This is a genomic window from Pinibacter aurantiacus, assembly GCF_019130065.1.
Taxonomy (GTDB): Bacteria; Bacteroidota; Bacteroidia; order Chitinophagales; family Chitinophagaceae; genus Pinibacter; species Pinibacter aurantiacus.
Genome location: NZ_JAHSPG010000013.1, coordinates 63788 through 79693, shown reverse-complemented (window position 1 = coordinate 79693; position 15906 = coordinate 63788). Strand labels below are relative to the sequence as shown.

Here is a 15906-nt window from a genome sequence, read left to right as displayed (position 1 = left end):
ACCACTCTTCAGAAAAAACATTTGATACAATCACGCTAAACGTTTTATCTCACCCTTAAAATAAAAACGTATTTCGACCCGGGACATAAAAACAAGTACCCACAATGGAAAAAACTGCTCATAAAACTTAGTCTAGTTCTAAACACTCAAATATGAAATCATCCAAAACGACTCGCTTGCCATTTGTGCTGCTATTGGGAATGATTCTGCTTACGCAGCTATCCACCCATGTTTTTGCTCAGACAGCAAAACTTAGCGGCACCATTATCAATCAAAGTTCATCTGCACCCGTCTCAGGTGCATCGGTCACAGTAAAAAATACCAACCGCTTTGCTGTTTCTGATGATAATGGAAATTTTACTATTGAAGCTTCAGCAGGTAATACATTAATCATCACAAGGGTAGGGTTTCAACGGGCCGAGATTCGCGTTGAAAACAATAATAAGATCCGTGTCAGTCTTACGGAAACCGTGCTACAACTGAACGATGTAGTGGTAGTTGGATATGGAAAAGTGAAAAGGAAAGATCTTACCGGGGCCATTTCATCTGTTACGGGAGAAGAATTAAGGAAAACACTTCCCACAACATTTGACCAGGCGCTGCAGGGAAAAGTTGCCGGCGTAATGGTGCAGCAGGTTTCAGGGCAACCTGGGGGCGGTGTATCGGTGCAGATTCGCGGGGTATCATCCATTAGTGGAAACAGTGCACCTTTATACGTATTGGATGGAGTAATCATTCCATCCCCCAGCGATCCCGGAAGTGGTTCCAATCCTTTAAATACAATCAACCCAAGTGAAATTGAATCTGTGGATGTATTAAAAGATGCTTCGGCTACGGCTATTTATGGTTCCCAGGCGACTAATGGCGTAATCGTTATTACGACAAAAAGAGGCAAAGCAGGGGCCCCCTCGGTTTCCTACGATGGATATTTTGGAATGCAGGAATTGCCAAAAAAACTGCCCACAGTAAACCTGCCGGAGCTGGCAACAGTGCTTAACGACAGAGCTACTGTATGGGGCTTTGATGCAAGGCCGGAATATGCAAACCCCAAATATCTGGGCAACGGTACAGATTGGCAAGCTGAGTTGTTCAGAAAGGCACCCATGCAAAATCATTCCGTTGCGGTGAGCGGTGGTGATGCTCGTACGCAATATCTATTGTCCGTTACCTATTTTGATCAAGAGGGTATTGCCCTTGGCTCTGATTTTAAAAGATATTCGGTAAGACTAAATTTAGACAACAAAACAACCAACTGGCTCAAGATTGGTACAAGCCTGCAACTCGCACACGTAGATGAAAATGTGAATGCCACTACGTCGAGCGTTATATACAACGCATTGAGCTTAACACCTGACATCCCTGTAAAAAATCCGGATGGTTCATGGGGCGGCATTACCAATACGTCAGGTTGGGTTACATCTGTTCCCAATCCTGTTGGCCTGGCGCTCCTGAATTCCCGCACCAGGGAAAGATACCAGGTATTTGGAAATGTGTATGCAGACATCCTGTTTACAAAGGATCTTTCACTAAGAAGTGAATTGTCGGGAAACTTTGATTTTAGTAAAGAAAATACTTTCAATCCAACTTATAACTTCGGAAAAGTTGTAAATAATACCAACTCCGCTTCGTCTGCATCCGGCCAAAATGTATATACAGTAGTCAGAAACTTTTTAACGTATAACCATTCATTTTCAAAATGGAATTTGAATGTATTGGCGGGGCATGAAGCACAATTGAGCTCTTTTGAAAATGTATCCGCAGCAAGACAAAACTTTCCGTCTAACATGGTGCAGTCGGTAAGTGCTGGTGATGCGAATACTGCAAGCAACAGTGGTGTAAAGGGATCGGGACCCGCGCTTGAGTCTTACTTCGGCAGAATAAATTTTGGATGGCAGGACAGGTACCTTCTTACTGCCAACATGCGCGCCGATGGCTCTTCCAATTTTGCTGAAGGCAACCGCTGGGTAAATACGTATTCAGGCGCACTAGCGTGGAAAATCAACAACGAAAAGTTTTTTAGGGGTGTCAGATTTGTGAATGACCTTAAGTTGAGAGTAGGATATGGTGCCACCAATAACCAGGGTATTCCCGGCAATACATTTGTTACAATGCTTACCTCAGTTAATAATGGACTGTCAGGCTCGGCACAGTTTCAGTCAAACCTTGCTAACCCGTATGTATCGTGGGAAAAAACAAAATATTCCAATGTGGGTATTGATGGTACATTCCTGAATTGGCGCATCAGTTTCTCCTTCGATATTTATAACAGGGAAACAGACGGGCTATTACTGAAGTTGCCCCTGCCATTATTTTCAGGAACCACCACAGGATGGTCACCCGGCGCCATGCAGGCACCTTATGTGAATGTGGGCGCTGTTAGCAACAAAGGATTTGATTTCAGGATCAGCACCACGAATATTACTGGGAAAGATTTAACATGGAAAACAGATTTTACTTACTCGCGAAATGTCAATAAAGTAATCAGTTTAGGGGCCGGTGGCGATGCAGCTAATCTATCGCAAACGTACAACGGGTATGTTTTTGCAAAAACAGTTCCCGGACGCGCCATGGGTAGTTTTTACGGGTATGTGTTTGATGGCGTTTTTGCCACTCCTGAAGACTTTACAAAGCACGCCTTGCCGGTTAATCAAAGTGGTGTGCCTTATCCTGTTTCCAAAGATGGAGGTGCGATATGGTATGGTGACAGAAAATACAAGGACCTGAATGGGGATGGTGTTATTGATACAAAGGACCAGACTTTTCTCGGCTCTCCATTGCCTAAAGCCCAGTTTGGGTTGAACAATACATTCACTTATAAAAATTTTGATTTCAACTTTTTCTTCACCTCAAGCATCGGCAACAAAGTTTTTAATCAGTTATTGATCTCACAAACGAACCCACAGAATAATACCAATTATTTCAAATCAGTTTTGGATTACGCCCAGGTGGTATATAAGGACCCCAACGGATCTCCCTCTAATATTTACAACGCCTTTGTAAAAAATCCAAACACAAAGATCGTTGGATTAAGAAATGATAATACAAATGAAAACAGCCGTCCATCAGACTTATATATTGAAGACGGTTCGTTCATCAGGTGTAAAAATATAACGCTTGGATACAGACTTCCCGCGCGTCTATTATCAAAGGCCCACATCAATGCACTCAGGGTGTATGGAACAGTTACCAATGCATTCATCATTACCAACTATTCCGGTATGGATCCGGAGATTGGCTCCTGGAACCCATTGCAGGCAGGCTGGGATGGAGGGTATTATCCTCAGCCACGCACATTTACAGTGGGCCTCAACCTTAATCTGAATTAATCATAAATTTTTATTGTAATGAAATACATAAATAAAATATTACTTACTGCAGTTGTACTGGTATGCGGTGTTGCATGTAAGAAAAGCTTTCTGGACCGGCCTTCCCAATCCCAGATCAGCTCTGAAAATTTTTACAAAACCACAGATGAATTACGATTGGCTACAGCGAGCCTGTATGGTGGATCACCATGGGGTGTCTGGCACCATGAAGCTTATCTGCCTTTGGGAGATATTTTAAGCGGCAACGCGTTCTTCGCATGGTCGGGTGATTGGGTGCAACTGTATGCGCGTACCATCACTGCAGGAAACAGCGTGATGCAGGGCGGTTGGAAAGGATTGTATAACCTGATAGGACAGTGCAACACTGTGATTAATTCTATCGATAAAAATGCAGGCAGCACCATCAGTCTTTCCGATAAGAATGCAGCACTTGCTGAAGCAAGATTTATCAGGGGCACTGCCTATTATTATCTTGCTATGTTGTGGGGATCCGTGCCTATAATAGAAGACAACAGCAAGCTCATTAAGGACCCCCTTCTACAGCGTAATATTGTTGCTGATGTGTATAAATTTATTGAAAATGATTTACACTTTGCATCTTTGAATCTTCCTTCAATAGACGCAAAAGGAAGAGTTACAAAATGGTCCGCACAGGGAATGTTGGCGAAGGTTTACCTGACAATGGCTGGACTGGGGCAAACCAATGGCGCACGAAATCAACAATATTTAGACAGTACCATAAAATATGCGGGGAATGTTTGTAATAACAGTGGATTGAATTTATTAAATAATTACGCAAACCTTTTCAAAGCCCAATACAACGACAATTCTGAAGTGCTGTTTGCATTGCAGTGGGCCACCGGTCCCAGTGTATCGTGGGAAGAAGGCAATCTGCTGTTGACCTATTCACCTTCCAACGATATCAATCCTCAGAAAAATGGTGCATGGACCCCTTTGGCGCCTACTTACGATTTGTATTTAAATTATTCCACCCAGGATTCAGTCAGAAGGAAAGCTTCCTTTATGATGAATGGAGATATTTATCCCGAATTGAATGCAGCCAATGGTGGTTATAAGTCTACCGGTCAGGCGATGAAGAAACATATCATCGGCAATGAAAAGGATAATAATTCTCCTTCCATGACTTATACGGCCTCTATCGAACACGATGCATTGCTTCGCCTGGCCGACGTTTACCTTGTATACGCAGAAGCCTTGTTAGGAAATAACACAACGACCAGTAATGCAGAGGCGTTAAAGTTTTTTAATAAAGTCAGGACCAGAGCCGGTGTAGATCCAGTGTCTACAATAGACATGGATGTACTGCTTAAGGAAAGACGCATTGAGTTTGCATTTGAAGGACAGTTTTGGTTGGACCTGGTTCGCTTGTCTTACTGGAATCCCACAAAAGCTGTTTCCCTAATTAACGATCAGCAACGCACCACTTTTAGTTACACCAATGGCGTAGCTACACCTGACCCAAGCAACGTAGTAATTGTGCCTGCAACAATTGCAGCATTTACCATGCAATTGCCTGCATCAGAACTCTCCGCTGATCCTAAGCTGGCAGATGCACCTGTGCCTTACTATTAATTTTTATGAAGCCAAAATTTAAAAATTATGAACCTTAGTAATTCAAACATAAAATGGTTTTCATCTTTTTTCGCCATTCTGCTGGCAGTGTTAATATTGTCAGCTTGTAAAAAAGATAAGGTGGGTGGTACCCCGCAAATAACGTCCATACGAAACTATTCAGCCGCACCTGGTGATACGCTTGTAACAAGCATTACGGCGGGTCAATGGATCGTTATTCATGGCTCCAATTTAAAAGATGCTGTTGAAATACTTTTTGATGGTGTGCCTGCCCAATTCAACTACGGCTTGTTTTCAAACGACATGGCTGTCGTGCAAATACCTGCCACCATTCCATTCAATACCGTTCCTGCAGAGCTTCTGAATACAGTGAGATATACTACCGTAACAGGAAGTACATTGTTTTCTTTCAACTACAGTTATCCAATGCCCGTGATTACCGGAATTGGTAATGAAACCTTCTTTCCAGGTGATTCAGTATACATTCAGGGATCCGGCTTCTTCCTGGTACAAAGCGTAAACTTTGCAGGCGGCGTTATTAAAAACTTTGCTGTTGATTCGCTTGGGACCTTTATCAGGTTTATATGTCCGCCTCTGGCAGAGGTGCCCGGAGGTCCCATCAAAGTGGTGGCCCAGGCGGGTACGGCAATAACATCAAAAATATATACAGTAGGAAAGCCCAGTATTATTTCCATCTCAAATGAAAATCCTTCCGCAGGAGATTCTGTTTACATCTATGGCGCTGCTTTCAAGGATGTGCAGACCGTTAATTTTGGAGGCGTTACTATCGCAACTTATAATACATCGCCGGATTTCTCCTATATCGCATTCAAATGCCCGCCATTAAATTCTTCAGGAGTAGTTACGGTAACTACATCGTATGGCTCAGCCTCTACTACATTTAAGGTGAATGATGTCTTAACGGGTATGATAGGTAACATGGAATGGGGCGATCTGTTTGGATGGCAATGGTGGGGAGGCGCTTCATTACAAAGTGGTGATCCGAATTCGGGCTGGCCCCCTTATGATCCTTTATTTGCGGGCAATCCAAGTATGTTTATGTCCCTTATCAATTCTCCATTAAATAGTGGAGATGGTAACAATGGAAGCACAGCAATACGATTAGGCGATGCACAGTGGATGCCTGCCGGTAATATATCCGACGCCCCTGAAAATTGGGCGGTAAAGTTTGAAATGAATGTACCGAAGGCATGGAACGGCGCTTCGCTTTGTATCCAGGGTGGTGTATCAAACAATATTATGTATCGCTACGAACCATGGAGTACAGCTACAGGTGCTGAGGACTTTAAAACGAAAGGATGGGTTACCGTTACCATTCCGCTCTCATCTTTCAGAACCAATAGTGCCACACTCGGCGATGGCCGCGGAAACGCCATTACAACGCTTACAAGTTTGGTAGGTAATTCTGGTAAAACCGGCATGAACCTGTATATGCACAACTATAGTGCAGCAACCAACCCCACAGGATATTATGCAGCCTTTGATAATATACGTGTAGTAAAAATTAAATAAAACAGCCATCATCTGATGAACGACACGGGGTTTCTACCTCGTGTCCTCTCTTAAAACAAACGAAAATGACAATGAAAAATATTCAAATGATTATAGCCGCAATAATTTTCGTGGCACCCATTTCTTTGGCTTCCTGCAAAAAATCAGGTCAGGATGCTCAGCTCTCCCTTGCCAACCAAACGGACAGTGTTGCTGCCTGGGGAGGAACAAAATCTTTAATGTTCAACTGCAATAGTTCCTGGGGCATAGACACAACCGGATTGAATTGGGTAAAACTGAGCCAGGTGTCCGGAGACGCGGGTAATGCCACCATCCAGGTTGCTGTTTCCGATACAAACTATACCGGTGCTGCTCGTTCAAAGGTTATATTGCTCAATTCGGCAAATGGCCTCACAAGGAGAATAAATGTATATCAGTTCCCGTACGTTTTTCCGAATTACAATACTTCACCCAAGGCACCGGACGCTACCGGAATGAGCAGCACTGCTGCGCAACTGATCACTAAGATCAAACTGGGAGTAAACCTGGGTAATACATTGGAACTGGTAAACATTAACCCCGGCCCAACAGAAAATTATTTTAAACTGTTAAAACAAACAGGATTCAATGCAGTGCGCATTCCTGCAGGCTGGTATTTACATGGAGGCGATAATGCAACTGCCCAAATACCGCAGGAGTGGATGGATTCTGTAAAGAAAGTGGTGCAGATGTGTGTTGACAATGACATGTATGTTTTGCTGAATATACATTGGGATGGCGGATGGCTGGAAGGCGCCGGTAATGCAGCCGACAGCAAAAAGGACATGGTTATTGCACGGCAAACAGCTTACTGGCAGCAAATAGCAACTGCCATGCGCGATTTTGATGAGCATGTGCTATTTGCAAGTGCCAATGAACCCTTCAATGTTTCCAATGATGCAGAAGCAAAAAATTTAGTGGCATACCATCAGGCATGTATAAACGCTGTTCGTTCAACAGGAGGGAAAAATGCATACAGAACCATTGCCATTCAGGGTTCTGAAGAATTTATACAACCAGGAAGGTATTTCCCTACTGATGCTACGCCTAACCGCTTACTGTTTGAGTTTCATAATTACACACCAAGCAATTTCGCAATATTGGACGCTGATCCCTCCGAAGGTGGCTGGGGAAATATTTTTTACTATTGGGGAGCTGGCAATCATTCTACTATTGATGATCCCTTCCGCAATGCGACTTATGGCGAAGAAGCTGACCAGTTAGCTTTCTTTAAAAAAATGAAGACCGAATATATTGACAAGGGCGTACCGTTGATAATGGGTGAATACTCCACCAACAGGAGAAAAGCTACAGATCCTATACATGTTCCCCGCGATATGGCAAAGCATAATGCGTCTGTAAATGCATGGTACACCTATCTTACAAAGCAATGCCTGGCCATAGGTGCCAAACCATTTGTATGGGAAACAGGAGGCGTTTTCGACAGGGTAAATGATACCATAAAAGATCAGCAAACAGTAGACGCCATAAAGGCAGCATTATAAAAAAAGAAGGGTGATGTCGATGCAAGGCACAGGGTACAGCTTTTCGTTAGGACATTGTCCCTGTCAGATTTTTATAAATGAAAACAGAAGATAAAAAGAGAAGTTTTATGATCAGAGTGGCGCTATTAGTGGTTGTTTTTTTTATGTTACTGCTCCCGGGCAGATCCCAGGAAAAGCCAAACACATTCTTCCCAGACAGCAGCCTTGTGACAACCGGCATTTACTACTACCCTGAACACTGGCCCGAAAGCCAGTGGGAAAGGGATATTAAGAAGATGTCGGAAATGGGATTCGAGTTTGTTCACCTGGCGGAGTTTGCCTGGTTTAAGATGGAACCTGAAGAAGATAAGTTCAATTTTGCATGGCTCGATAAAGTAGTAAGCCTTTGTGCAAAATATAAACTGAAAGTGCTCATGTGTACACCCTCTGCAACCACTCCCACATGGATGCGAATACATTATCCGGAAACTTTTATCATGGACGGACATTATATCCGCGCAGAAAATGGAACAAGAGGATTGGGGTCAATCGTAAATAAAAAGTACCGTCAATCTGTACACAGAATAGTAACTGAAATGGCTAAACGCTATGGCAAGAATGAGAACATAACTGGTTGGCAAATAGATAATGAGCCCGGTGCCATTCCTGACTATAGCCCCGCATCACAAGATGCATTCAGGACATGGCTGAAAAATAAATACCATACTATAGACGCGCTGAATGCAGCCTGGGGTGCTGCTTTCTGGAGCCAGTGGTTCAATAATTTCAGCCAGGTAATAATCCCCAATACAAATTTAGTAGGCTGGTGGGGAAATAATCCTCATGCATTACTGGATTTCAAGAGATACGCTGCGGATGCGCAGGCTGAGTTTCTGGATTATCAGGCCGCTACGCTGAGAGCTTTTATTTCAAAGCATCAGTACATCACAACCAACTATACCGCAGTTTCAACCGGCTCCGATGTTATGCGCACAAAGAACCTTGACTTTGCTACTTACACGGCTTATCCCAATGGCGGTAGCGACAATATTGGCAACCAGGGTTTCAGGCTGGGCAATAGCAAGGTAATTTTGTTTGCAGCAGATTATTTCAAATCATTAAGTGGCATATCGGGAGTCATGGAGATTCAGCCCGGGCCCGTTAATTGGGGAAGTTATAATCCGCTGCTGTTGCCAGGTACCGTACGCATGTGGCTGTACCACACATTTGCCGCCGGCGGAAAAATTGCCTGCTCTTATCGTTATCGCCAGATCAATTACAGTACTGAGCAATACCACGCGGGCATTATGCTGACAGACGGCGTAACCCCTTCACAAGGGGGAGAAGAGTACGTCCGGTTTATGAAAGAAATCAGAGGGCTGCGCAAACAGTTTAAACCAGGCGCTAAAATGCCTGAAGAATTGAAGGCAAGGTCAACCGCCATTGTTTGGAACCTGGAGAATTATTGGAGCATAGACAGGCAAAAGCAGACATACCAATGGGATACATGGAACTACCCGGTAAAGTTTGTAGAAATAGCAAAATCATTGGGCGCACCGGTAGACATTGTTCCGGAAACTGCGGATTTGTCGAAATTCAAGTTTGTTATTGTACCTGCCTATGAAATGGCAGATACTGCTTTGATAAAAAAATGGAGCGACTATGTTGCCAACGGCGGACATCTGATCATCACCTGCCGCACGGCTACCAAAAATCGCAGCGGGCATTTCTGGGAAGGTGCCATGGCAGATCCCATCACATCGCTCATTGGTGCCCGGTTGAAAGCGACAGATATGCTTTCTTATAGCGCACAGGGCGATATTGTAATGAACACAACACACTATAGCTGGAACAACTGGGCCGACCTACTTGTTCCAGGTGAAAATACAGAGACAGTTGCTGTTTACGATAACCAGTTTTACAAAGGAACAGCGGCGGTAGTAAAAAGAAACCTGGGCAGGGGCACCGTAACTTATATCGGTGTCAATACGGATGATTCGAAATTGGAAAAAGATGTTTTGCGCGATGCTTTCAAAGCGGCAAATGCAAGTGCCGCAAACTATCCGGATGGCATTTATGTGTATTGGCGGGATGGGTTTTACGTTGCTGTAAACTATTCTTCCGAAAACTACACAATGAGCATTCCTGCATCAGCTAAAATATTAATCGGAGACAAAACAATGAAACCGGCCGGTGTTCTGGTTTGGAGTGAATAATTGCGAAGTGGTGAAACAATAGCAGACGAAGTGGTTATGAACCATCAATTGCAGATTCAATTAAAATCAAATTATGCAGATGAGAAAGGAAGTTTTTTTATGGTGCGCGTTGCAAGCAATTTCATTATTGACGATAGCACAAAGAACGATTACTGTTGACTACAATAAAGTATCTGGCAAACTTAACACGACGTTTAATGAATGCGTGGGAGCGGGCAGGGCGAATGAGGGCCTTCGCGCAGACTGGCAGCAACAACTGGCCTATGTAAGGAAACAATGCGGGTTTCGCTACATCCGCATGCACGGGTTGCTTACCGATGACATGGCCGTTTATACGGAAGATAGCAAAGGCAATCCCGTTTATAACTATATGTATGTAGATGCACTTTTCGATTATTTACAAAGTATAGGCATGAAGCCTTTTGTGGAGTTGGGGTTTATGCCCAACGCATTGGCGAGCGGCCACCAGACCATTTTTTGGTGGAGGGGAAATGTAACACCCCCAAAGGATTATGATAAGTGGGCAGGATTGATTAAAAGCCTCGTAACCCATTTTACAGAAAGATATGGAGAAGAAGAAGTAAAGACCTGGTATTTTGAAGTCTGGAACGAACCTAATTTGTCGCCGGGTTTCTGGAGCAGTACACAGGAGGAATATTTCAAACTCTATAAGTACACTGCAGAAGCGGTGAAAGCTGTAAACCCCGCTTACAGGGTAGGTGGTCCCGCCACTGCCGGCGCAGCATGGGAAAGCGAAACGATTGATTACTGTGCAAAGAATAATGTGCCCATTGATTTTATCAGCACACATGCTTATGGCGTAAATCAAGGCTTCCTGGATGAGTATGGCAATGGAGGAACAGTGCTAAGCAAAGACACCATGACTGTTAGCGGTGATGTGTTGCAATCCAGAAAAGAAATCAATGCTTCATCTAAGCCCAACCTCGAATTACATTATACAGAATGGAGTTCATCGTATACACCCGCTGATCCGCTTCACGACAGTTACCATGAAGCCGCTTTTATCTTAGAAAAATTAAAACAAGTGGGCAATCATGCAAACTCCATGTCGTATTGGACGTTCACCGACATTTTTGAAGAGCCCGGCCCGCGCTTCACGCCGTATCATGGAGGCTTCGGATTGCTCACGATACAAGGCATCGCTAAACCTGCTTTTTTTGCCTATCAATTTTTAAATAAATTAGGAAAAACAGAATTGCAAAATAACGATGCCCGTTCCTGGGTCACAAAAAATGATCGGGGTGATGTACAAATGTTGCTATGGGATTTCACCTACACATTGCCAGACTCAACCAACAATCAAAACTATTACAACAAGGACCTTCCGGCAAAGCCAAAAGGTAAAGTAAAAATAAGTTTGTCGCATTTGCCGGCTGGTAACTATACAATGGAAATTTATAAATGCGGCTACCGTGAAAATGATTCCTATACCAGTTATGTAGACATGGGGCGGCCCGGCCGATTGAACAGGCAACAGGTTGAAAAGCTAAAAAGCCAGAGTAGTGGCAAGCCTTCAGCGATATATCAAATTACAATCAAAGCCAACACCGCATTGTCAAAAGTGATCGATATCCGGGAAAATGATGTAGTAATGATCAACCTGGTGAAACGTTGATGAAATAAGTGTCAAAAAAACATTCATTGCAAAAAGATCTTAAATTCAGCCCTTAAAATAATTCTTATAGTATGAAACGTTTAACAAGCAGTTTCTTTTTAATAGCTTTCTTACAGCTGTCGTTGTTTTCGCAGGAAAAACAAATGATACAGGTTTCAACAACTGCCGAACCGATTGATGCCGGCAAATTTTCACCTACCTGGCAATCACTCAGTCAGTACGAAGTTCCCGAATGGTTCCGGAATGCAAAGTTTGGAATATGGGCCCACTGGGGGCCGCAATGCCAGCCTGAAATGGGCGATTGGTATGCCCGCGGCATGTATGAAGAAAATAGCTGGCAATACAAATCGCACCTGGAGAAGTATGGACATCCCTCAAAGTCTGGTTTCAAAGATATCATACACGAATGGAAGGCCGAGAATTGGGAGCCTGAAAAATTAGTCGCATTGTATAAACGCACAGGCGCCCAGTATTTTTTTGCGATGGCCAATCACCATGATAACCTCGACATGTGGGATAGCAAATACCAGGAGTGGAACACAACACGTGTGGGTCCTAAAAAAAATATTATTGATGGCTGGGCAAAAGCAGCAAAAAAATATAAGCTTCCCTTCGGTTTAAGTGTTCATGCGTCGCATGCATGGATGTGGTATGAAACGGCACAGAGAGCAGATACTGCAGGGCCGTACAAAGGCATTCCATATGATGGCAAACTTACAAAAGCCGATGGTAAAGGTACCTGGTGGGAGGGCCTCGATCCGCAGGAACTATATGCCCAAAATCACCCGCTCAGCACTGGCTGGGGATGGGAATGGAACAACGGTACCACTCCACCTTCGCAGGCGTATTGCCAAAAATTCTTCAACCGCACCATGGATCTGATAAACCAGTACAACCCCGATTTGCTTTACTTCGATGACTCCGTACTGCCTCTCTATCCTCTGAGTGATGCGGGTTTGAAATTGGCGGCACATTACTATAATCATAACATGGCTACACATAGCGGTAAGTTGCAGGGCGTATTGTTTGGAAAGATTTTATCCGATGAACAAAAAAAGTGCATGGTATGGGACGTAGAACGTGGCGCGCCTGATAAACTGCAACCCCTGGCCTGGCAAACCTGCAGCTGTATTGGTGATTGGCATTACAACCGCGGCAGGTTTACAAATAATAGCTACAAGTCAGCAAAAGAAGTGATTTTGATGTTGGTAGATATAGTAAGCAAGAACGGCAACTTATTGCTGAATATTCCCGTGCGTGGTGATGGAACCATTGATGAAAGAGAGATAGAAACATTGAACGGCATTGCAGCATGGATGAATATTAACAAGGAAAGCATTTTCAATACAAGGCCATGGAGAATTTTTGGAGAAGGCCCCACTGCCGATGCTGCGAATCCAATAGACAATGCGGGGTTCAACGAAGGCAAAACAAAATTTTCAGAAAAAGATATTCGCTTCGCCCAAAACAAAAATATTTTATACGCAACGGTGATGGGTGCCCCAACGGATGCGATAAAAATAACAGCGTTGGGAAATGAAAAAATAAAAACGATCAACCTCCTTGGAAGTAGCGAAGCAATAAAATGGAAAAAAACAGATGGAATGTTAGTGATTGAAAAACCAAAAACAATTCCAAACAACATTGCTACCGTTTTTAAAATTGTTAAACAGAATTAAGTAACGCTAATGAAAGGAATTGTTTTATTTCTATGTTGTGCGTTCATTGTTCATACAAATGCTTCAGCGCAAAAAAAAGTTGAAGGTAGAAAACAATTATTCGATTATGACTGGACCTTTTTCCCAGGTGAAGCCCAGGGCGCACAGGAGATTACATTTAATGATGCTAAGTGGAGGAGACTTGACCTGCCACATGACTGGAGTATTGAAGGAACTGTAAGTGCTGATAACCCGTCAAAGGGTGCCGGTGGTTATTTTCCCAATGGCATCGGCTGGTATCGAAAATCTTTCTTTGTTCCAAATGATTGGGCAGCAAAAAAGGTAGCCGTTTATTTTGAAGGCGTCTACATGAATGCTGAAGTGTTCATCAACGGCAAATCGCTCGGTATGCATCCTTATGGATATACTTCTTTTTACCATGATCTTTCTCCGTACCTGATGCAGGGAAAAGAAAACGTTATTGCAGTAAGGGTGGATAACTCGCAGGAGATAAATTCGAGGTGGTACAGTGGTTCAGGTATTTACCGGCATGTGTGGATGATGGTTACGGAACGGCTGCACGTAGCTCAATGGGGCGTTACTGTTGCAGCCAGGGATGTTGCCGCCAAACAAGCTACTGTGGAGGTAAGAACTCTTGTAAAAAATGAAACTTCGTCTGCACAAAAAATAACTATAGGCACAATCCTTCATAGCAGCAACTCAGATAAAGCGGGCAGCGATAAAATCAATATTACCCTTGGGGCAAACAGTGAACAAGAGATTGTTCAAAACATCATTATAAAACAGCCACAACTTTGGTCCCCGCAACATCCTTTTTTGTATGCAGCCAATGTTTCCCTCTCGCAATCAGGAAAGATAACTGATGAAACAAAAACAGATTTTGGGATCCGCACCATTGAGTTTTCAGCAAAAAACGGTTTTGTATTAAATGGCAAAGCAATAAAAATATCAGGAGGTTGTGTGCATCATGATAACGGATGCCTTGGTGCTGTGGCGTATGATCGTGCGGAAGAACGTAAAGTGGAGTTGCTGAAGCAGGCAGGTTTTAATGCTGTTCGCACGTCTCACAATCCGCCATCAGAAGCCTTCCTGGAGGCGTGCGACAGGTTGGGACTGTTGGTAATGGAAGAATCCTTTGACTGTTGGCAAAAAGGAAAAAATATAAACGATTATGGAAAATATTTTGACGACTGGTGGCGGAAAGACATGGAAGCAATGATTGTGAGGGACAGGAATCATCCGTCGGTTTTTATGTGGAGCATTGGCAACGAAATTGTAGAAAGAGGAGAACCGAAAGCTATTTCTACGGCGGAGATGCTGCTGCGCACAATTAAAAAGCTGGATACAACCAGGCCGGTTACTTCTGCCGTCGTTAATTTCAATAAATGGGAAAACCTTGATTCGTTGTTTGCTGTACATGACGTTGCCGGGTATAACTATCATCTGAACGCTGCACCGGCGGACCATCTTCGAGCTCCTGATCGCATCGTTGTACAAACAGAGTCTTACCCTAAAGATGCTTTTGCCAATTGGAAACTGGTGCAGGATCATAACTTTATTATTGGCGACTTTGTTTGGACCGCTATCGATTACCTTGGCGAAGCCGGCATAGGCCGCAACTATTATTCAGGAGAAACGCCCGGCGAAAACTGGGAAAATGATATGTTCCCCTGGCATGGCGCTTATTGCGGCGACATTGATTTAATTGGAAACCGTAAGCCAATATCCTATTACCGGAGCATGTTGTATAATGATCGTGAAAAGTTATACATGGCCGTTCGTGAGCCTGCTCCCGAACCTCTGAAAATAAAGGAAACATGGTGGTCCGTTTTCCCATCGTGGGAAAGCTGGAACTGGCCGGGGTTTGAAGAAAAACCCTTGCAGGTTGAACTATTTTCAAAATATCCTCTGGTAAGGCTTTACCTGGATGATAAATTAGTCGGTGAGAAAAATATGTCACGGGCGCAAGAGTTCAAAGCAGTGTTTTCAGTTCCATTCGTAGCAGGACGATTAAAAGCAGTTGGTGTAGAAAATGACAAAGAGGTGGAAACAAAAGTACTGCAAACAGCAGGCGAGCCTGCAAAGATCAAACTTGCCCCTGATAGAAACACATTGATCTCAAACGGACAGGACCTGTCTTTTATAACCGTCGATATTACAGATAAGGATGGCATATTACAACCCAACGCCAATAGTTTGTTGCATTTTAAAATAGAAGGGGCCGGTAGTATTGTTGGCGTTGCCAATGCAGATATGAAAGATTGCGGGAGCTATATCGGCCATTCACGCAAAGCCTGGCATGGCAAAGCTTTGGTGATAATTAAAAGTAGTCGCCAGGCAGGCGAAATCAAATTGACGGCAACAGCGGATCAGCTGCAAACAGCAGAAACAACGATCCTAGCGGTTAACTAAAATTATTAT

The 15906-nt window shown here is 43.6% G+C and carries 8 protein-coding genes; all 8 read left to right on the top strand.

Annotated elements, in window-relative coordinates:
* The first annotated feature begins 152 nt into the window (after positions 1 to 152).
* The 8 genes from KTO63_RS16340 (at position 153) to KTO63_RS16305 (ending at position 15897) form a co-directional block, all read left to right on the top strand.
* Positions 153 to 3326, top strand: coding sequence for a SusC/RagA family TonB-linked outer membrane protein (locus KTO63_RS16340; protein WP_217792461.1), 3174 nt, complete (start codon positions 153 to 155; stop codon positions 3324 to 3326).
* An 18-nt stretch (positions 3327 to 3344) separates the two neighbouring features.
* Entirely contained in the window at positions 3345 to 4919 is a 1575-nt protein-coding gene (locus KTO63_RS16335) for a RagB/SusD family nutrient uptake outer membrane protein (protein ID WP_217792460.1), read from the top strand.
* A 27-nt stretch (positions 4920 to 4946) separates the two neighbouring features.
* A complete protein-coding gene (locus tag KTO63_RS16330) occupies positions 4947 to 6452 on the top strand; it encodes a glycan-binding surface protein (protein ID WP_217792459.1) in 1506 nt (501 codons plus the stop codon).
* Positions 6453 to 6523: 71 nt separating this feature from the next.
* A complete protein-coding gene (locus KTO63_RS16325) occupies positions 6524 to 7975 on the top strand; it encodes a cellulase family glycosylhydrolase (RefSeq protein ID WP_217792458.1) in 1452 nt (483 codons plus the stop codon).
* Positions 7976 to 8052: 77 nt separating this feature from the next.
* Positions 8053 to 10170 carry a beta-galactosidase gene (locus KTO63_RS16320; protein ID WP_217792457.1) on the top strand — a complete coding sequence of 706 codons (2118 nt, stop codon included), beginning with the start codon at positions 8053 to 8055 and terminating at the stop codon, positions 10168 to 10170.
* Between the two features lie 79 nt (positions 10171 to 10249).
* Positions 10250 to 11806, top strand: a complete 1557-nt coding sequence (locus KTO63_RS16315; protein ID WP_232373213.1) for a GH39 family glycosyl hydrolase — start codon at positions 10250 to 10252, stop codon at positions 11804 to 11806.
* 71 nt (positions 11807 to 11877) lie between these two features.
* Entirely contained in the window at positions 11878 to 13485 is a 1608-nt protein-coding gene (locus KTO63_RS16310; RefSeq protein WP_217792455.1) for an alpha-L-fucosidase, read from the top strand.
* Between the two features lie 9 nt (positions 13486 to 13494).
* Entirely contained in the window at positions 13495 to 15897 is a 2403-nt protein-coding gene (locus KTO63_RS16305; protein WP_217792454.1) for a glycoside hydrolase family 2 TIM barrel-domain containing protein, read from the top strand.
* Positions 15898 to 15906 lie beyond the last annotated feature (9 nt).

Excerpts from the sequence above, each read along its gene's own strand:
- KTO63_RS16340 (WP_217792461.1), top strand. The coding sequence starts at position 153 with ATGAAATCATCCAAAACGACTCGCTTGCCATTTGTGCTGCTATTGGGA.
- KTO63_RS16335 (WP_217792460.1), top strand. The coding sequence starts at position 3,345 with ATGAAATACATAAATAAAATATTACTTACTGCAGTTGTACTGGTATGC.
- KTO63_RS16330 (WP_217792459.1), top strand. The coding sequence starts at position 4,947 with ATGAACCTTAGTAATTCAAACATAAAATGGTTTTCATCTTTTTTCGCC.
- KTO63_RS16325 (WP_217792458.1), top strand. The coding sequence starts at position 6,524 with ATGAAAAATATTCAAATGATTATAGCCGCAATAATTTTCGTGGCACCC.
- KTO63_RS16320 (WP_217792457.1), top strand. The coding sequence starts at position 8,053 with ATGAAAACAGAAGATAAAAAGAGAAGTTTTATGATCAGAGTGGCGCTA.
- KTO63_RS16315 (WP_232373213.1), top strand. The coding sequence starts at position 10,250 with ATGAGAAAGGAAGTTTTTTTATGGTGCGCGTTGCAAGCAATTTCATTA.
- KTO63_RS16310 (WP_217792455.1), top strand. The coding sequence starts at position 11,878 with ATGAAACGTTTAACAAGCAGTTTCTTTTTAATAGCTTTCTTACAGCTG.
- KTO63_RS16305 (WP_217792454.1), top strand. The coding sequence starts at position 13,495 with ATGAAAGGAATTGTTTTATTTCTATGTTGTGCGTTCATTGTTCATACA.